Raw genomic sequence first — 19,426 nt, forward strand, 5'->3', positions numbered from 1 at the left:
TCGGTTATTTGTTTATTAAGCATCAATATTTGCATAGACTGCATTTTTCTCTATAAATTCTCTTCGTGGTGGTACTTCGTCACCCATTAACATAGAGAAAACTCTATCGGCTTCCGCCAAACTGTCAATAGTTACCTGACGCAAGGTTCTGAAACTTGGATCCATTGTGGTTTCCCATAATTGCTCCGCGTTCATCTCTCCAAGACCTTTATAACGTTGAATTCCTGCGCTTCCACCCATTCTTTCATTCGCTTGATCACGTTGTACGTCATTCCAAGCGTATTCTTTCTTATTTCCTTTTTTGACTAAATATAAAGGTGGTGCTGCAATATATACGTGACCTTCTTCGATTAATTCTTTCATAAATCTAAAGAAGAATGTTAAGATTAAAGTAGAAATGTGACTACCATCGACATCGGCATCACACATAATAATTACTTTATGGTAGCGTAATTTTTCAATATTTAAGGCTTTACTATCTTCGGCAGTTCCTATTGTAACTCCAAGAGCAGTAAATATATTTCGAATCTCTTCGTTTTCAAAAACCTTGTGATGCATTGCTTTTTCTACGTTCAAAATCTTACCACGTAATGGCAAAATAGCTTGAAAAGCACGATCACGACCTTGCTTTGCAGTTCCACCTGCCGAATCTCCCTCGACAAGATACACTTCACATTTTGCAGGATCTTGTTCAGAACAATCTGATAATTTTCCTGGCAATCCACCGCCACCCATTACGGTTTTGCGTTGTACCATTTCACGTGCTTTTTTGGCCGCGTGACGCGCTTGTGCTGCAAGAATTACTTTTTGAACAATGATACGGGCATCATTTGGATTTTCTTCCAAATAATTCTCAATCATCTCACTCACCGCTTGACTTACCGGAGAAACAACTTCTCTGTTTCCAAGTTTCGTTTTAGTTTGTCCTTCAAATTGTGGTTCAGCAACTTTTACCGAAATAATAGCTGTTAACCCTTCACGGAAGTCATCACCAGAAATATCAAATTTCAGTTTGTCTAACATTCCCGAAGCATCTGCATATTTCTTTAACGATCTCGTAAGACCTGTTCTGAAACCTTGCAAGTGCGTTCCTCCTTCGTGTGTATTGATATTATTTACGTAAGAGAAAATATTCTCTGTATAACTTGTATTGTAAATTAATGCAACCTCAACTGGAATTTCTCCTTTTTCGTGGTCCATAGAAATAACGTGCGCAATAATTGGCTCACGATTTCCATCTAAATAACGGATGTATTCTTTTAAACCTTCATCAGAATGAAAAATTTCAGAAACAAAATTACCGTCTTTATCTAATTCTCTTTTGTCTGTAAAAGTAATTGTGATTCCTTTATTCAAATAAGATAATTCACGCATACGAGCGGATAAAGTATCATAAGAATACTCTATTGTTTGCGTAAATATACTTGGATCCGGGTAAAAAGTAACGATTGTTCCTCTTTTAGACGTTTCTCCAATTTGTTTAACCGGATACAAGGCTTTTCCTTTTTCATACTCTTGTTCATACACTTTTCCATCACTACTGTGAACGGTAGCTCTCAAATGATTCGACAAAGCATTTACTACAGAAACCCCAACACCGTGAAGTCCTCCAGAAACTTTATAAGAATCTTTATCAAACTTACCTCCGGCACCAATCTTAGTCATTACAACCTCCAATGCCGAAACACCTTCTTTTTTATGAATACCAACTGGAATACCACGTCCATTATCTTCAACAGAAATAGACCCATCTTCATTTATATCGACTCTGATGGTATCACAATGACCACCCATTGCCTCATCAATAGAGTTATCTACAACCTCATAAACTAAGTGGTGTAGTCCACGAACACCTACATCTCCAATATACATCGATGGACGCATTCTTACGTGCTCCATTCCCTCTAATGCCTGAATACTATCCGCTGAATAATTGTCCTTCTTGATTTCTTCGCTCATATATTTTATTCTAAAAAAATGTAATTTTTGTCTAACACGCAAATATATAAAAACGCAAATTATATAACCGTTAAAATCCCTTTTTAAGCTCTTAAGTTATTAACATTTGTTCATATAACCACAAAAAAAACGCTCTCAAAATCGAGAGCGTTTTCTATTTATGCAAAATCAAATTATTATTTTAAACTGTAACTCCTGTTTTAGCAATTTCAGTATCAGCCTGAACATGCGCTGCATTAGCTCTTCCGCTTGGATCTAGATTTTCTTGCCATTTTGGAATCCATTTTCTAACTGTTTGCGCGGCACTTACTTGCGGATAATATTTATTAAATATAGATCTGTAAAAATAAGCTTCTTTAGTTGCAGGAGAATTGTATGGGAATTCTCCTGCTGCTCCGGCTAATTGCTCATCCGTAACTTGCGTTGCACAATATTCAATCAATTGATCAATCCAGTTGTATCCTACTCCATCAGAAAATTGTTCTTTTTGCCTCCATAAAACTTCCTCCGGAAGATATGGATTGTCTGGAGTATCAAATGCTTTTCTCAGAATGTATTTTTCCTTTCCATCATACGTTTTAGGCATCTTTTCTTCTGCTTTGATGCGAACGGCTATATCTAAGAAAGCTTTGTCTAAAAACGGAACTCTAGTCTCTAAACCATGTGCCATAGTCGATTTATCTGCTCTTAATAAATCGGCAGTAAATAATTTCTGCACTCTTTCGATGGTTTCTTTTTGAAAATCTTCTGCCGAAGGTGCATTTCTAAAATACAAATACCCACCAAAGATTTCATCAGCTCCTTCGCCTGAAAGAACTACTTTTACACCCAAATCAGTAATCGCTTTCGACAAGAAATACATTGGCGTACTTGCTCGTACCGAAGTCACATCATAGGTTTCTAAATGCCAGATTAGTTTGTCTAAAATTTCAATTCCTTCTTCGACAGTAAAATGAATTTCATGATGCTCTGTTCCTAAATACTCAGCAACTTTTCTGGCTGCCGCAGCATCTGGCGCATCAGCGTTCAAACCAATTGAAAATGACTGTAATTTTTTACCGCTTTCTGCCAATAAACGAGAAGCAATTGCTGAAGTTAATGAGGAATCTAATCCTCCAGAAAGTAATACACCAATGGGCACATCGCTCATTAATCTTTTACGAGTCGCTTCAGTCAACGTTTCTCTAATTAACTCCAAATCTAATTCTTGGTCGGCTTTTAAATAATCTTCATATTGCGGTTTGTAATATTTTACAAAACCTGTTTTTTGAGTATAAAAATGTCCCGGAGGAAAAGTAGAAAATGTTTTGCATTGATCTGCAATAGGTTTCATTTCAGAGGAGAAATAGATTCTTCCTCTTTCGTCCAAACCATAATACAACGGTTTCACTCCCATTGGGTCTCTACCAGCAATAAAATCATCTCCATCCACCACCACAAAAGCCCAGTCTCCATCTAACCTATTGCAAAAATCGTATCCAAACTCCTCGTACAAATGCACAATAACCTCTGAATCTGATTTTGTTCTAAAAGTATGATCTTTCAAAACACCATCTCTTAATTCCTGATGATTGTATATTTCGCCATTATGAACCATATAGGCGGTTTTTGTACCTTGTATCGGTTGTTTTCCGGAATGCAAATCGATTATCGATAGCCTTTCATGGCTTAAAATATGTCCTTTCTCAGTAACATGCAAATCACTTTCATCCGGACCACGATGCGACATTCTTTTTGAAAGTTCTCCAACTAATTGTTCATCTTTTGCTCTTCCAATAATGGCTAATATTCCGCACATAACACCTATATTTTTATTTTTTACCAATTCAACTCAACAAATATGCGATAGCAGTTACAAATACAAAACACAAACACACTATTTAGTTCATATTTAAAACAAAAAAAATAATTTTACATTTAAAATGTAATTAAAAAACTAAATTAATAAAATTATTCTTTTACAATTACAAATCATCAAAGATGACTCACATACTTATCTCACTTTCTGACCTTTTAAATACGTATTCGTTGGTTTCATTTTCACTATTTTATTTTCTTCCACTTTCATTAAATCTTGATCGTATATAACAAAATCAGCCCATTTTCCCACTTCAAGACTTCCTTTTTCTTTTTCTTCGAAATTAGAATAAGCAGCCCAAATGGTCATTCCTCTTAAAGTTTCGGCTCTGGATAATGCATTTTCCATTTGGAAACCACCTTTTGGATATTCCTTACTGTCTTTTCTCGCAACTGCAGCATGAAAAGTTAGCATCGGATTCACTTCCTCCACAGGAAAATCAGTTCCAAGGGCTACCATTCCTGCTTTTTGAAGTAATTTTTTATAAGCATAGGCATTTTTCAGCCTTTCTTTCCCTAATCTATCTTCTGCCCAATACATATCGGATGTGGCATGCGTAGGTTGAACTGAAGGAATAATTCCAAATTTGAAATAATCAAAATCTTGTTCACGCAAAACTTGTGCGTGCTCAATTTTCCATCTTCTATCTTTGGTTCCAGCCAAAACATCTCCGTAAATTTTCAAAATCACCGTATTTGCCGAATCGCCAATAGCATGCGTATTCAACTGAAACTTTGAAGCCGCAATCTGTTTGGCTACATCCTTTAATCCAGAAATTGGCGCCAACAAAGCACCGTATTGGCCTAGCTTGTCAGAATACGGTTTGTGCATGCAAGCACCGCGAGAACCCAAAGCGCCATCACCGTACATTTTAAAGGATCGAACATTTAGATTATCCGTTTTATAAATTCCTTTTTTTAGATATAAATCAATATTTTTCTGATTTGCCGTAATCATTGCATACACATTAAGCTTCATCACTTTTGCTTTTTGCAAACTATCCATCAAATGAATAATGTCCGGATCTAATCCTGCATCATTTACGGTTGTCAATCCATAATCAAACATTACTTTTTCGGCATCCAATAAAGCGGCTATTTGTATTTTACGAGTTGGTTTAGGAATTATCTTAAACACTAACTCCATCGGATTATCTACTAAAATTCCTGTTGGTTCTCCGTTTGCTATTTCAATTTGACCACCATCTGCTTTCGTATCTTTAGTGATTCCTGCTAATTTTAATGCCTTACTATTAACGATAATCGCATGACCGTCAACTCTGTTTAAAACTACAGGAATATCAGGAAATGCAGCGTCTAAATCAGCTTTTGTAGGATACTTTTTTATTTTCCAGTCGTTTTGATCCCAACCATTACCCACAATAAACGTTGGATTTTTATCTTTTTGAAAAGCCTTTAAACGAGTAATTATTTCGTCCATACTTTTGGTACCGCGTAAATCAGCTTCCTGCAAGCTTAAACCATAGCTATAAAAATGGCAATGCGCATCAATTAATCCGGGGTAAATGAATTTGCCTTCTGCATCTATTGTATTTTTGGATTCATATTGTTTTGAAATTTCGCTATTTGTGCCAATAGCGACAATTTTCCCCTTATCAATTGCCATAGCCGAAGCCTCAGCAAAAGAGTTATTCACCGAGTAAATAGTTGCATCTGTAATAATGGTATCAACGGCAACTTTATCTTTTTGATCACAGGAAACCAACAAAAACAAAGCAAGAAATAAAGTAATAGATCTCATAATAAACATTTTAGTTGTGCTAATATAAAAAAACTGTACCGAATTATTTTAAACAAACGGAATTAAAAGAAATTTTTGAATTCTTAACTTGACAATTCTGATTATTTCCATAAAAAAAACGCTCTCGAAAAGGAGAGCGTTTTTATCTATTTGTAAAATCTTATTTCAATACAGCTTAGGCTTTTGCATATGCATCATCATGCACGCTAGCTACAGCTCTTCCTGAAGGATCATTCATGTTCTTGAATGCCTCATCCCATTCCAATGCAATTTTTGTACTACAGGCAACGCTTGCCTCTTGTGGAACACACAAAGCTGCGGCATCACTTGGAAAATGCTCATGAAAAATAGAACGATAATAATATTCCTCTTTTGAAGTTGGCGTTTGTAAAGGGAACTTGTATTTAGCATTTGCTAATTGCTCATCCGAAATTTCAACCGCTACCACTTCTTTCAAAGTATCAATCCAACCGTATCCTACACCATCACTGAATTGTTCTTTTTGTCTCCAAGCAACACTTGGCGGCAACATCTCTTCAAAAGCTTTACGAACTACCCACTTTTCCATTGGATGTTCTGCATTGATCATTTTATCCTGAGGATTAACGCGCATCGCCACATCCATAAATTCTTTATCTAAAAACGGCACACGTCCTTCAATTCCCCATGCTGCTAAACTTTTGTTAGCACGCAAACAGTCATACATGTGCAATTTACCTAATTTACGTACGTTTTCTTCGTGGAATTCTCTTGCGTTTGGCGCTTTGTGAAAGTATAAATACCCTCCAAAAAGTTCATCTGCTCCTTCGCCTGACAATACCATTTTGATACCCATAGATTTAATAACTCTCGCCATTAACCACATAGGTGTTGATGCTCTAATTGTAGTCACATCATAGGTTTCCAAGTTGTAAATTACATCTTTAACCGCATCCAAACCTTCTTGGATAGTGAATTTAATTTCGTGGTGAATCGTTCCAATATGATCCGCCACGATTTGAGCTGCCGCTAAATCTGGAGAACCTTCTAATCCTACTGAGAAAGAATGTAATTGCGGATACCAAGCATCAGCAACATCTCCAGATTCAATACGTTTTTGCGCATATTTTTTGGCTACAGCCGAAGTAATAGAAGAATCTAACCCGCCGGAAAGTAATACTCCATAAGGCACATCACTCATCAATTGTCTGTGAACCGCAGCTTCTAAAGCCACTTTAATTTCATCAATGCTGGTCACCTTGTCTTTTACGGCATCGTAATCAGTCCATTCTCTTTTATACCATTGTACAAATTCGCCGTCTTTACTAGACATATAATGTCCTGGAGGAAACAATTGTATTTTTGTACAATAGCCTTCTAAGGCTTTCAATTCTGAAGCTACATAAAAAGTTCCGTGCTCATCCCAACCAATGTATAATGGAATAATTCCCATGTGATCACGAGCAACAAAATATTCGTCTTTTTCTACATCATAAATAGCAAATCCAAAAATTCCGTTCATTTCATCTATAAAATGAGGTCCTTTTTCTTTGTAAAGTGCTAGAATTACTTCGCAGTCACTTTCTGTTTGAAAGTTGTATTTCCCTTCAAATTGTTTACGCAATTCTCTGTGGTTATATATTTCACCATTTGCAGCTAAAACAAGTTGTTTATCTTCACTGAACAACGGTTGTTTCCCTGACGCAGGATCAACAATTGCCAAACGTTCGTGAGACAAAATGGCTTTTTCATTACTAAAAATTCCACTCCAGTCCGGTCCACGATGACGGATAATTTTAGACATTTCTAATACTTGCGGTCTTAAAACTTCCGCTTTTTGTTTTAAATCAAAGGCACATACTATTCCGCACATAACTATATATTTTTAATGTTTTGTTTATTTTGATAAGGCAAAGATGGAGTTATAGTTCTAATTGAAAAACACAAATGCTATTTTTAGTTATAAATTATAACCAAAAATTAGTATTTGTGTTTAAAATGTAATTAAAAGAGAATAAAAAAGGAATCGAAGTTAAGAATTGTAAAAAGGGATGCAAATGAGACGGATGCAACTTCCGAAGTTTCGGGACGCATTATAACAGATTTTATTCAATAGTCTCCACCAAATACTTCGTACTGTTAATCTCAAAAGTAAAACCTTCTTGATTTCCCATCAATTTATTCCCCAAAGGCGATTGTGGTGATAATGCGATAATATTGATTCCTTCGACATTGATTTTTGGAAGCGCCACACTCAGATACAAATAGATTCCGTTTGCTTTTACCAAGCTCCCAACAATAATAGTCTCAGCAGTTGTAGTGGCATCAATTTTATCCAAAACCTTTTTTTGATCCAATACTTCTCTCAATTTACGATTGAGTTTTTCCTGCTCAATGTGCATCATTGATAAAGCGGTTTCATGTTTGTCTCCTGCAGAACCTTTGGCATCGTTCTTAGAATCTTCCGTAAGCGCTACAATCATGTCTTTAAAAACATCGATTCGATCCTGAACTAATTGTAAATAATGGGTATGTATTTTTTGTTTGAAAGTCATAATTAGAATTACAAGCCTGACATAGTTTTGAAGCCTCTCACGCTTTCATTTTTTTTTATAAAAAAAGCGAAGATTGTTTTCCGTTTCGGCTCCCTCTCCTTTGGGGAGGGCTGGGGTGGGGATTTAAAAATCAAATTTATAGTTTACTCCTAAAATCACTTGAAATCCCTGAACTGGGTAATTCAACCATTTTTGGTAGGCATTATTAGTGATATTATTAGCTCTTGCAAAAGCAGTCAAACGGTCGCTGTATTTGTAGCCTACATTTGCATTGACATCAAAATATGATTTCAAAGTTACAGGAGCAGCATTAGCCGCAAAGGCCGTATTTATCTGAAAATCTTTTCGCTCGCCTACGTAGAACACATTTGCACCAGCGAACCATTTCTCTGTTATATTAAAATCAAGATTTGAATTCAATTTAATTGTTGGCAAATTCCAAGCCTCTTGTTGAAAATCATTAGTATAACTACTGAATGTTCCGTTAATTCCAAAAGATACATCTTCAGAAAAATCAGCTTTTAATTCTCCGTAAAAACTCAATGTTTTCATATCGTCATACACTACTTGAAAAGAGTTTCCATACGCATAATCATCATTACTCGTATTTTCATTATAATCATTGCTTCTAAACAAGGCTTTATTTCTTTCGTTTACATACGAAGCTTTAACATTATAACTCACATTATTAGTCAATTTCCCTTTTAATCCGGCAAAAACATCATACTGTTTGTCTGTTGGTGCAATATTCAATGTTGGCGATAAAAACGGATTTTCATTCACAAAATCCATATAGGAGTTTTGTTCCAAATTCCCTTCGGCTCCAGCATAGAAAATCATCAAATCACCAACCACTTTATACGAAGCATTGAATTGCGGATACACTAAAAATTTATTATTGCTGTTTACATTATCCAAGCTATAAAACAATCCAGCTCCGATATTCAACGTCCAATCATCTTCTTGCATTACAAAACTAGGAGCAATTCCAAAATTTGTAAAACCATATTTCACACGCTCAGTATTCGTATTTGAATAATTTTTCTTAAAACTACCACCAACATAATCGACAATTATATTTGTTTTTACAGCACTTTCCATTACATCAAATTCTACTGTTGGCTTTGCATAAAATCGATTTTCAGAAGATCCGGAAGCATCCGAAAAATGATTGTATTTAAGACTTGCTTTGTTTAAAATACTTTCATTAAATGCTACATTTCCGCCTAATGATATCGTACCGTAAGTTTGCTGTGGATTAATTCCGTTAATTAAAGTCACTCTGTCTTGAGGTGTCAAAGTACTTCCAAAATTTTCTGGCAATCCATACCAATTATAAATTTGGTTTTGATACCCTAAATCAAGATTCCAAGACACGTCTTTTTGATTGGAACCATACATCAAGTCCAGCGATGTATCGTAAAAACCATCTTCTAATGCTACATTTTGAATTCCGCCTTCAGACGAATGATGACGGAACATTCCACCAACATAATCTGTGTTATTAATATCATGATTTACGAATAACTCCCCAATAAAGGTTCCGTAATTACCAACACCAAAAGTGGCGTAATTTTTAAATAAATGTGCTTGTTTTTCTTTTTCTACACCTTCAGCTTTTCCTTTTGACGGTGTAAAAGTAGATGCTACAGGAAAAGAGAAAATCGTGTATTTTATGGTTTCTTTTTTAGCATTTCCTTCCTCATCTAGTTCTGGAATTTCTTTTACTTTAAAAGCATCGGAAATTTTTGGCGTATAAGGTTTAACAACATTTACCGTTTCGGTTCCTATTTGCTCTTTCTTTTGTGCAAACGAAGATTGGAATACAAAGAAGAATAAAACCCCCAACCCCACTCTCCCCGAAAGGAAAGGAGCCGAAAACGTTGTTGCCCTATTTGTAAATGATTTTATGTTTAATTGTTTAAATGTCATGTTTTATTTTTTTACTTCTTATTTCTAATGCGTCTAATCTTATTTTTAAACTTCCCATTCGCCTTTTGCAATGAATTGCGTTTCTCCTCCTATTTTTATATCAAAATGATTTTCAGTTAATTTTCCATCAAAGTAAATCTGGGAAGCTCTGCTTATAAAATCTCCTTGATGATTGACAATTTTAATTTCTGGTGAATAATATTTCAAAAGAAAAGCCTGTAAACAAGTGCTGGCACTTCCAGTAGCGGCATCTTCAATAAGTTGATTATTTTCAACACATAGCATTCTGCTAATGAGTTTTGCATCTTCTAAACAATAAAAATATAATGCTCTATGATTGGTTTTACAGTTTGCCTGCAACCATTCGTTCATTTTATCCTTGTCAAGAATTAAATTCTCCAATGCTTTTTTGTTTTTGAGGGGAACAATTACAAACGCGCTTCCTGTGGTCACTTCCTGAATGGAAAATTCATCATCAAAATCAGCACTGCTTAGATTACTGAAGGATAAGAAGCCCTCCGCAGAAAAAGTATCCAAAAACAGTGGTTGAGTAGCCTGTAACCATACTAAATCGCCTGATTGATTAACGGGAATTTCACCTATTGGGACGTTTAAAGTTATATTTCGCGGTTGATTTCCAAATATTTTATTCATCAAAACCCAAGATGTACCAATAATAGGATGACCCGCAAACTTCATTTCGTGCTCAGGTGTAAAAATTCTAATTTCTGCTGTATTACTTTCAGGGCTAAGCTTCGTAATGAATGTACTTTCCGCAAAGTTAATTTCACGGGCAATTTTTTGCATCTCTTCGGCACTTAAGGCTTCAGCCTCTAAAAAAACAGCCAATTGATTGCCTGCATATTTTTTCTCTGTAAAAACATCAACTATATAAAAAGGTAGATTCATTCTCTTTGTTTTTTGGCTTTCAATTATTTTAAAAATTTTACGCTTGATTTAAGCTGTTTTCCAACTTTAAAACCTTGATTTTTATTTTGTTATCGATGAGTTAGTTTTAGATTCTTCGGCTTTAATAGCGTTCAATTCTGTTTGTGCATCTGAAACCACATCTGGAAAATCAGTAAAATTTTGAATTACATTTTCTAAAATATACGTTGCCTGATAACTGTCTTTTAGTCCGTAAAAGTTTTTGGCCATTACCACTAATCCTTTGGCTCCAAAATATTTATAGCTGGAATAATTCTTCGCTAATTTTTGAACCGCAACATTTGAAGCTTCAAACTTTTCCTCTTTGTTTTTGAAATAAGCATCATAATACAGGGCTTCGGCTGCTAATTCTCCTTTGGCAATCGTCATTAATTTTGCGTAAGCAACTTTTGCTTTCGCTTCATCACCAGTTTCAATTGCCGCACGTGCAACGATGATTTGCGCATCACTTTTTACATTATCATCCGTTTTAGGATTCATTAAAACCTTCTCAGCATATATAACCGAATTTGGATAATCTTTTTTGTAATAGTACGATTTCATCAAATTAGATTGTGCAAAAGTTTTATTCTGAGAAATATCCGCTTCGTTCTCTAAACGAGATAAAACCGGAATTGCTTTCTCGTACTCTTTGTTTTTAAGGAAAATTTGAGCCAATCGCGACAACGATTGTTCAGTAAATTCACTTCTGGATTGCGCAATTACATACTCGTAATTAGGAATAGATTTGCTCTCTGATCCTTCAGAATAATACAATTGAGCCAGATAATAATTAGCCTGCAAAGCATGAATTCCTCTAGGAAACTGACTTACATAGCCGCTAAATCCTGCTATTGCCTGCTTGGTGTTATTTTGTTGAAATTGTTTTTCAGCAGCTTCATAGGTATCATTATCCAATTCCGCATCCGTAACAGCTACAAAATCCAATGTACGAACCCAAGTTGCATATTCGTCTACTCTTCCATTGTCCACATAAATCAATCGAGCGGTTGCTACCGCTTCTAAAGCCTCCGGAGTTCGAGGAAAATCAGCGGCTACTTTTTTAAATTTCAACAATGCCTGATCGTCTTTATCCGTGTTGTAATAAACCAATCCCTGACGCAAAATAGATCTGGAAGTGAAAGAACTTTTTTTGAATTCCGTATTTAATCGGTCATACGTTTTTACGGCAAGGTCATTTTTATTCTCAGCAACGTAGGTATTTGCCAGTTCAAAAAGTGCATCGTCTCTGTATTCTGATTTTGGATACAATTGTAAAAAAGCATTTAGCTCATCAATTTTCTTATCGTTTTTAGCCATAAATCCATAAGAAATTGCTTTTTGGAAATAGGCATAATCCGCATCAACACTTTTGGATTCAATCACTTTAGTATACGCATCCATTGCGGGACCGTATTTTGAAGTCACAAAACGACAATCTGCTAAACGTAAATACGAATCATTCAAACGCACTTTATCAGTAGGCGCTTTTTCAATTTGTTTTTGGAAATAATCTCCTGCTTGATCGTATTCTTTCAATTTGAAATACGTGTATGCAATATTATAATTACTGTTTTTAAATTCCGGTGTTGTCGCTGCTTGGTTTGCACCAATGAACTGCTTGAAACTTAATAAAGCGTCTTTGAAATCATTCAAAACATATTCTGTTTCGCCTTTCCAGAAAGTAGCACGAGCCGTAAAAACAGCATCTTTTTGTTCGCTTATGGATTTCGTAAACATTTTTAATGCTTCAGGATAATTTCCATCCGTGTATAGTTCCAAACCTCTATAAAAAAGCACTTTTTGGTACGCTAATTTATTTTCTGGCGATTTATTTTTTTCCAATAAAACTAAGGCTTCTTTGTAGTTTTTAGAAGAAATATAAGAATCTATCAGTAATTTCTCCACCTCAGAACGGCTTGCATTATCTGGATATTTTTTCAAAAAAGCTTGCAAAACCGCTGGTACACTTTGATACGAATTCCCTAATTCATAGCTTAATTTGGCATAGTTTAAACTGGCATCTTCCTGAATTGCCGCATCAAACTCCATTTCCGAAGCATTTTTGAAAGCATTCAAAGCTTGTTGCTTTTTATCCGTATTCAGGTAACTTTCTCCCAAATGATAATAGGCATTTTGCGCTACGAAATCTTTTCCACCAATAATTTTATTGAACTGAGAAATCGCGTTTTCGTAGTCTTTTTGTTTGTAATACGAATATCCTAATTGGTAAAAATCTGTATTATTCCATTTTCCTTTTTTTCCTTTATAATCTACTAAAAATGGAATTGCTTTATCATATTGCTTCAAATTGAAGTAACTTTCGCCAATGATTTTATTGAGTTCTGATTTTTCCAAAGGAGTTGATTTAGCCATTGCTTTCTGACCTAAATCAATTGCTTTTTGGAAATTCCCGAGTTTAAAATTCATATCAGCCTGATAATACGAAAGCTTTTCTTTGTACTTTTCTTCGCCCGAAACTTCATCAAAATACTTTGTAGCTTGCTTGTAATCATCACCTTCATACGCCATAAACCCTAAATAATATTTGGCTTGAGAACCATACTCAACTGAGTTTACCACTTTATTCAAATAGACTGTAGCTTCTTTTTTCTTTTTGGCATTAAAAAAACTATAGCCTTTCTGGAAGTTAAATTTATCTTGATCGTTTCTACTTAAACTGCTTTCGTCTACTTTATCAAACCATTGTAAAGCTTGCGGATAATTCCCTTGGTTAAAATGATAATGTGCTACTTCGATGTATGCCTGGTTTTGTTTTACGCTCGTTGGATAATCTGAAACAAACTGCTCCATCAATTCATCCGCATTCGATTGATTGGTTCGAATGGCGCAATTAGCCGCATAATATGCACAATCAGATTTTAGCTCTTCAGTAGCGGCCGTTTCTCTTACTTTATTAAAAATTAGTTGCGCCGATGCATATTGCGCGTCTTTAAATAAAGAAACCGCTTTATTGAAATCTTTCGAATCGTGAGTGTATATGGATGATTTTTGTGCCGAAACAGTGGCCGTTATAATGAAAATTGAAATAAAGAAGAGCCAAGAAATTTTACGCATTGTGATTTTATTTTAATAATTCAAATGTATCATATTCTGAAGTCTATAACGAATCGTTATTGGCTTTTATTATGAACATTTTTTTTAACACTGCAGAATTTAACTTTCATTGCTGTACTATTCATCCCTGTAAACTCCGCTACTTTCACATATTATTTATAATTATCACAATTCTATCTAATTGAATAGAATTTATTTTGAATAGAACCGTTATCTTATTACTTTTACCCAATAAACAAATGCAAATTATGTCACAATCCGTACTGTCTCTAAAAAATGTTAACATTTATCAAGAAGGTAAATCTATTTTATCCCAAGTAGACTTGGAGGTAAAACACGGTGAATTCCTTTATATTATTGGAAAAACAGGTTCCGGAAAAAGTAGTTTAATGAAAACTTTATATGCTGATTTGCCTTTAACGGAAGGTGAAGGTCATATAGTAGATTTTGATTTAGCCACTTTAAAAGAAGATGACATTCCGTTTTTGAGAAGAAAGATTGGAATCGTTTTTCAAGATTTCAAATTACTACCGGACCGCACTGTATATGACAATATGTTGTTTGTACTGAAAGCAACTGGCTGGACAGACAACGTAGAAATGCAAAATAAGATTGACGAAGTTTTGAATAAAGTGGGAATGAGAGATTTTGGCAAAAAAATGCCACATCAACTTTCTGGAGGAGAACAGCAGCGTGTGGCTATCGCCAGAGCTTTGCTTAACGACCCTGAATTAATCCTTGCTGATGAACCAACAGGAAACCTTGACCCACAAACCAGCGCCGAAGTTTTAGAAGTCTTAAAGAAAATCAATGCTAACGGAAAAACCATTATTATGGCAACACACGATTATGCGTTGCTAATGAAATTCCCTTCAAAAACGTTGAAATGCGAAGATGCAAAAATCTTTGAAGTGGTTCAGAGAACGGCATAATGCTTTCCATTCTAGTTCCTATATACAATTACAATGTTTATCCGCTTGTTTTAGAGCTGCACAAACAATGTATAGATTGCGGAATACATTTTGAAATTCTATGTCAAGACGACGCTTCTCAATCTAGTTTGAATGCATCAAATGAAAATGTGAATGCAGTATCAAATTGCAGTTTTGTCTCTTTAAAAGAAAATCTGGCACATCGTGAAAACAGAAATTCTCTTGCCGAACAAGCAAAATTTGATTACTTGCTTTTCATCGACGGCGACTCTATTATTATTCATGACAATTTTATAAAAAAATACATTGACAATCTTCAGGATTTTGATGTTGTTTATGGCGGAAGGTTGCATCCTGAAAAATGTCCTTCCGACAATCAAAAACTACGTTGGAAATACGGAAGATTTATTGAGGACAAATCTGCAGCAAACCGAAAGAAAAAGCTATATCAATCATTACTTTTTAATAATACCGTAATCAAAAAAGACTGTTTCAACAAAGTAAAATTTGACACTAACAGAAAGAAATACGGTCATGATGACACCCAACTTTCGTATGAGTTAAGTCTTTTAAAATCTAACGTAAATCACATTGAAAACCCTGTTGAACATGGTGACATTGATACCAATTTGGTTTATTTGAACAAAACCAAAGAGTCTTTAGAAAATTTGATTTCGCTATACGAAGAAGAAAAAATTGATGTTGAATTTGTAAGACTGATTCAATTGTATCATTTTTTAAAAAGAACAAAATCTACTTTTATCATTTCAAAAATACATTCTGTTTTTGAGAAATATCTACTACAAAATTTGACTGGGAAGAATCCTAATTTATTTCTTTTTAATTGGTTTCGAGTTGGGTATTTATGCTCTTTAAGTCCTAAAAATTAATTCTTTTTGATTCCAATAAATAATTGATTCCAAGTTTCCATAATAGCATCGATATGGTATTTTTCGCTGGACAATTTTGCCTTTTTTCCCATCTCTCTTCTTAATTTTACATTTTCTATTAAAGTCTCGACTGCTTTTACATAATCTGATTCGTTTCCATTTTCAATCAAAAAACCGTCTTCTTTTTGAGACAAAATGCCTCTTGGTCCGCACGGACAATCATAAGCAACACAAGGCAATCCAGAAGCCATTGCCTCAATCAAAACCATCCCAAAACCTTCAAATCGAGACGTCATAAGATAGAAAGAGGCCTGTAGATATTTCTCGTTTATATTGCGTACTGGTTCATAAAAAACAACATTTTTAGAAATATCCAGACTTTTAGCCAATTCTCTTAAATCGATACTTTCATTTGATTTCCCGTAAATTTCCAATATCCAATCTGGATGTTTCGTAATAACTTTTTTCCAAATTTGTAACATTCTGTCAAAACCTTTTTCATACGTATGTCGTCCTACAGCAATGACTTTTTTATTATCTAGAGCACTCGATTTTCCGGAAGTAAACCATAAAGGATTTGGGATAACAATAGTGTTATCTACATTCCATTCTGTAATACTTTCGCTGGTTTCCACAACAAACCGATCGTATTTCTTTATTCCTATTTTTTTTAACGCATGAATACAATTAAATGCAACTTTCGTCAAAATATTTTTATCTGATTCTCTTTCCTCAATAAACTTAGAACTGTGCATTTCTAGCACAAGAGGGACTTTATTTTTTAAAATAAAAGGAATTAAATACGCTTTTAGTCCATTATCACAAACAACAATAATATCAGGTTGAATTGCTTTAATTTTACTTTTTAACCCTTTGGAAAAAGAATTAAAAAACTGAAAAAAATTACCTTTCAATAATATATCGTGAAAAATAATATTGGAATTGAAAGAATAAAATAAAGGAGAAAAACCCTCGTTTTGAGTCAGAATATGAACTTCATATCCCAATTTTTCGACCAGATAATTAGCTTTTATAGAAAGGACTCTGGCTACACCGCCTTCGTTATTTATGTTGGGAACTATATAAAGAAGCTTCATTTTTTAGACTCCAAAAATTCATCAAAATCCCGAATATAATCTTCTTCATCGAACACATCAGATGCCAAAACCAAACAAACCGCTCCGGAAGAAAAATTTTGCAATTCTCTCCAAATGCCTTTTGGTATCAATAATCCAAGATTTGGTTTGTTCAATATAAATGATTTTTTGTCTAATCCATCCTGAAGAACAACCTCAAAACTACCGCTCAAAGCAATCAGCGTTTCTTGCTGAGCAATGTGTGAATGCCCTCCTCTGTATGCATTACTTGGCACATCAAAAAGATAATACACACGTTTGAATTCAAATGGCAAAACATCCTCTTGAATAAATGCCAAATTCCCACGCTGGTCTTCTACAACGGGTAATTTAAGTAATTGTATATCTTTTAATGTTGTCATAATTGTGTTATAAACTAATTTTCATCAAGTTCAACCATTGCTGCCCAATAGCTAAAACCGAAAAAGACTGTACGCTTTGTGGTGCATTTTGTTTGCAATATCGATATAAATTCCTATCCTCTACAAATAAATTCATGGCCTCCGTAAGTTTTTCAATATTTTGATTTTCGACTAGCAATCCATTTTCCTGATGCTGAATCATTTCACTGGGTCCTGACAAACAATCAAAGGCAACAACTGGAGTTCCACAAGCCAGTGATTCTAAAATAACGTTGGGCAAGCCTTCATTTAAACTACTCAAAACGAAAAATTTAGCTTTTTTTAAATACTTGAACGGATTATTTTTATATCCTAAAAATTGTACTTTGTCTTCAATTTTTTTCTCTTTGGCTAACTTTTGAAGTGTCATTTTTCGTTCTCCTTCTCCTAATAAGACTAAATGTATATTGCTTTTTGGCAAAATAGATTTCGAATACGCCTCTATTAATTTGTCGAATTGTTTGATGTTTGTTTCCATTTGGCCTACGCCAATAATATAATCATAAGGAAGTTCATCTAACTCCATACTCTTTTCTGCAATAGCATCAATATCGATTGGATTATAAATTCTGACAACGTTCTTAAGATGGTGTTTTCTTTCTATTAATGCTTTGGATTCATTTGTAATACTTACTAATTTATAACAATCTCCATACATAAAACGGGTAAGAAAAGACCAATTAGGCATATAGTGATCGATTAAATAACTATGAACCATGAAAATAGATTTAGTTTTATAGAGCCATTTTGCTATTATTAATTCCTGAATGGGTTTTATTCTAAACCGAAAATCTATAATGAAATCAAAATTATTTTCGTCAAGATATTTGTTAAGAAATACCAAGCGATTCCATTTATTAAAAAGTCCATTGGTACCATTTTTCATTTTCCCCAAATTGACTAATTTCCCTGAATAGGAATAGGAAACCTCATCAAGAACAATAATATTGTGAATTTCTATTCCTTTTTTTTCAAAAAACTGAGACAAGAGAGCCATTACTTTTTCGGCTCCACCATGACTTAATCGATAACCAATTAAAGCAATTTTAATTTTTTTGTTAGGCAAAATCATTATCGATTTGTTATTTTCGTATCAAATATAACTCTTTTAAAAAAATATGCAACACAATCCATTGGTTACCATTATTTGCTTGTGTTACAATCAGGAAAAGTATGTCTTAGAGAGTTTGTTTTCAGTAATTAATCAAGATTATCCTTCTGTAGAGCTAATTATTGTTGACGATTGCAGTACTGACAATTCTAAATCAGTGATTGAAAAATGGGGTATTGATTCCCCTAAAATTCAATTTATTGCAAATAAAACTAATTTAGGAAGTACAAAATCGTTCAATAAAGCACTCAAAAAAGCCAAAGGAGAATATATTATTGACTTGGCTGCGGATGATGTGTTACTACCCAATTGTGTTGCTTCACAAATACATGCTTTCAAAAACACAACTTATAAAAACCTTGGAATTGTATATGGAAATGTTGAATTAATCACTGAAAAAGGCGAATTTGAATCTTATTATTTCCCTGTGGATAGTTTTCAAAAAGTAATTACCCCGAGAACAACAGGTGATATTTATAAATCAGTTCTTTCAGGCGGAGATAGCATTTGTTCCGTTTCAGCGATGGTAAAAAAAACGGTATTTGACTATTTAAATGGCTATGATGAAACGCTGGTTTACGAAGATTTGGATTTTTGGATTCGTGCTTCCCGAATTTATGATTTTGATTTTATCGACGAAATCCTAATGCAGAAAAGGATTGTTCCAAATTCTTTAGGAACCGATTTTTTTAAGAAGAAAGATTCAAGAGCAAAAAAAATAAATTACTCCACGTATTTGATTTTAAAAAAAGCAATTGATCTCAATAAAACAAAAGAAGAAAATAAAGCCCTTTTAAAACGAATCCATTTTGAGATGATTTTGGCTTATAAAACATCTAATTTCGCATTAGTATTAAAGTATATTTTGATAGAAGTTAAGTTGAGAATTCATTTCGTGACTTCATAA

General features: G+C 34.2%; 14 protein-coding genes. 3 read left to right on the forward strand and 11 right to left on the reverse strand.

The window, feature by feature from the left end; all coding sequences use genetic code 11:
• Nucleotides 1-15 precede the first annotated feature (15 nt).
• From gyrB to ACNQF8_RS00390, 8 genes are all read right to left on the reverse strand, one after another.
• A complete protein-coding gene (gyrB, locus tag ACNQF8_RS00355) occupies nt 16-1,959 on the reverse strand; it encodes a DNA topoisomerase (ATP-hydrolyzing) subunit B (RefSeq protein ID WP_417950325.1) in 1,944 nt (647 codons plus the stop codon).
• 181 nt (nt 1,960-2,140) lie between these two features.
• The gene (gene asnB, locus ACNQF8_RS00360; protein WP_417950326.1) at nt 2,141-3,757 is read right to left on the reverse strand and encodes an asparagine synthase B; all 1,617 of its coding nucleotides are present in this window, start codon (nt 3,755-3,757) and stop codon (nt 2,141-2,143) included.
• 195 nt (nt 3,758-3,952) lie between these two features.
• The gene (locus ACNQF8_RS00365) at nt 3,953-5,578 is read right to left on the reverse strand and encodes an amidohydrolase (protein ID WP_417953419.1); all 1,626 of its coding nucleotides are present in this window, start codon (nt 5,576-5,578) and stop codon (nt 3,953-3,955) included.
• Between the two features lie 175 nt (nt 5,579-5,753).
• The gene (gene asnB / locus ACNQF8_RS00370; RefSeq protein WP_417953420.1) at nt 5,754-7,430 is read right to left on the reverse strand and encodes an asparagine synthase B; all 1,677 of its coding nucleotides are present in this window, start codon (nt 7,428-7,430) and stop codon (nt 5,754-5,756) included.
• A gap of 232 nt (nt 7,431-7,662) precedes the next feature.
• Entirely contained in the window at nt 7,663-8,112 is a 450-nt protein-coding gene (locus tag ACNQF8_RS00375) for a hypothetical protein (protein WP_315207114.1), read from the reverse strand.
• 123 nt (nt 8,113-8,235) lie between these two features.
• The gene (locus ACNQF8_RS00380) at nt 8,236-10,044 is read right to left on the reverse strand and encodes a porin family protein (RefSeq protein WP_417950329.1); all 1,809 of its coding nucleotides are present in this window, start codon (nt 10,042-10,044) and stop codon (nt 8,236-8,238) included.
• A gap of 45 nt (nt 10,045-10,089) precedes the next feature.
• The gene (locus ACNQF8_RS00385) at nt 10,090-10,953 is read right to left on the reverse strand and encodes a PhzF family phenazine biosynthesis protein (protein ID WP_417953421.1); all 864 of its coding nucleotides are present in this window, start codon (nt 10,951-10,953) and stop codon (nt 10,090-10,092) included.
• 81 nt (nt 10,954-11,034) lie between these two features.
• The gene (locus tag ACNQF8_RS00390) at nt 11,035-14,049 is read right to left on the reverse strand and encodes a tetratricopeptide repeat protein (protein WP_417953422.1); all 3,015 of its coding nucleotides are present in this window, start codon (nt 14,047-14,049) and stop codon (nt 11,035-11,037) included.
• 248 nt (nt 14,050-14,297) lie between these two features.
• Here ACNQF8_RS00390 and ACNQF8_RS00395 point away from each other — a divergent pair, with 248 nt between their 5' ends.
• Both ACNQF8_RS00395 and ACNQF8_RS00400 read left to right on the forward strand, forming a co-directional pair.
• Nucleotides 14,298-14,981 carry a cell division ATP-binding protein FtsE gene (locus ACNQF8_RS00395; protein WP_315207127.1) on the forward strand — a complete coding sequence of 228 codons (684 nt, stop codon included), beginning with the start codon at nt 14,298-14,300 and terminating at the stop codon, nt 14,979-14,981.
• The gene (locus ACNQF8_RS00400; RefSeq protein ID WP_417953423.1) at nt 14,981-15,871 is read left to right on the forward strand and encodes a glycosyltransferase family 2 protein; all 891 of its coding nucleotides are present in this window, start codon (nt 14,981-14,983) and stop codon (nt 15,869-15,871) included. The genes ACNQF8_RS00395 and ACNQF8_RS00400 overlap by 1 nt, the downstream gene beginning before the upstream one ends.
• Here the strand turns inward: ACNQF8_RS00400 and ACNQF8_RS00405 are convergent.
• From ACNQF8_RS00405 to ACNQF8_RS00415, 3 genes are read right to left on the reverse strand one after another with little or no spacing between them, the layout of a single operon-like run.
• On the reverse strand, nt 15,868-16,968 hold the full coding sequence (locus tag ACNQF8_RS00405) for a glycosyltransferase family 4 protein (RefSeq protein WP_417953424.1): 1,101 nt from the start codon (nt 16,966-16,968) through the stop codon (nt 15,868-15,870). The genes ACNQF8_RS00400 and ACNQF8_RS00405 overlap by 4 nt on opposite strands.
• A complete protein-coding gene (locus tag ACNQF8_RS00410) occupies nt 16,965-17,369 on the reverse strand; it encodes a sugar 3,4-ketoisomerase (RefSeq protein WP_417950335.1) in 405 nt (134 codons plus the stop codon). The genes ACNQF8_RS00405 and ACNQF8_RS00410 overlap by 4 nt, the downstream gene beginning before the upstream one ends.
• Nucleotides 17,370-17,376: 7 nt before the next feature.
• Nucleotides 17,377-18,474 carry a glycosyltransferase gene (locus ACNQF8_RS00415; protein WP_417983445.1) on the reverse strand — a complete coding sequence of 366 codons (1,098 nt, stop codon included), beginning with the start codon at nt 18,472-18,474 and terminating at the stop codon, nt 17,377-17,379.
• A 52-nt stretch (nt 18,475-18,526) separates the two neighbouring features.
• Between ACNQF8_RS00415 and ACNQF8_RS00420 the strand changes: the two genes are divergently transcribed.
• On the forward strand, nt 18,527-19,426 hold the full coding sequence (locus ACNQF8_RS00420) for a glycosyltransferase (protein WP_417953427.1): 900 nt from the start codon (nt 18,527-18,529) through the stop codon (nt 19,424-19,426).

The sequence above is a fragment of the Flavobacterium labens genome (genome assembly GCF_048286755.1).
GTDB lineage: Bacteria > Bacteroidota > Bacteroidia > Flavobacteriales > Flavobacteriaceae > Flavobacterium.

Coding starts and splice junctions, on each gene's coding strand:
- ACNQF8_RS00410 (WP_417950335.1), bottom strand. CDS start 17,369: ATGACAACATTAAAAGATATACAATTACTTAAATTACCCGTTGTAGAA.
- ACNQF8_RS00385 (WP_417953421.1), bottom strand. CDS start 10,953: ATGAATCTACCTTTTTATATAGTTGATGTTTTTACAGAGAAAAAATAT.
- asnB (WP_417950326.1), bottom strand. CDS start 3,757: ATGTGCGGAATATTAGCCATTATTGGAAGAGCAAAAGATGAACAATTA.
- asnB (WP_417953420.1), bottom strand. CDS start 7,430: ATGTGCGGAATAGTATGTGCCTTTGATTTAAAACAAAAAGCGGAAGTT.
- ACNQF8_RS00380 (WP_417950329.1), bottom strand. CDS start 10,044: ATGACATTTAAACAATTAAACATAAAATCATTTACAAATAGGGCAACA.
- ACNQF8_RS00375 (WP_315207114.1), bottom strand. CDS start 8,112: ATGACTTTCAAACAAAAAATACATACCCATTATTTACAATTAGTTCAG.
- ACNQF8_RS00400 (WP_417953423.1), top strand. CDS start 14,981: ATGCTTTCCATTCTAGTTCCTATATACAATTACAATGTTTATCCGCTT.
- ACNQF8_RS00365 (WP_417953419.1), bottom strand. CDS start 5,578: ATGAGATCTATTACTTTATTTCTTGCTTTGTTTTTGTTGGTTTCCTGT.
- ACNQF8_RS00405 (WP_417953424.1), bottom strand. CDS start 16,968: ATGAAGCTTCTTTATATAGTTCCCAACATAAATAACGAAGGCGGTGTA.
- ACNQF8_RS00390 (WP_417953422.1), bottom strand. CDS start 14,049: ATGCGTAAAATTTCTTGGCTCTTCTTTATTTCAATTTTCATTATAACG.
- gyrB (WP_417950325.1), bottom strand. CDS start 1,959: ATGAGCGAAGAAATCAAGAAGGACAATTATTCAGCGGATAGTATTCAG.
- ACNQF8_RS00420 (WP_417953427.1), top strand. CDS start 18,527: ATGCAACACAATCCATTGGTTACCATTATTTGCTTGTGTTACAATCAG.
- ACNQF8_RS00395 (WP_315207127.1), top strand. CDS start 14,298: ATGTCACAATCCGTACTGTCTCTAAAAAATGTTAACATTTATCAAGAA.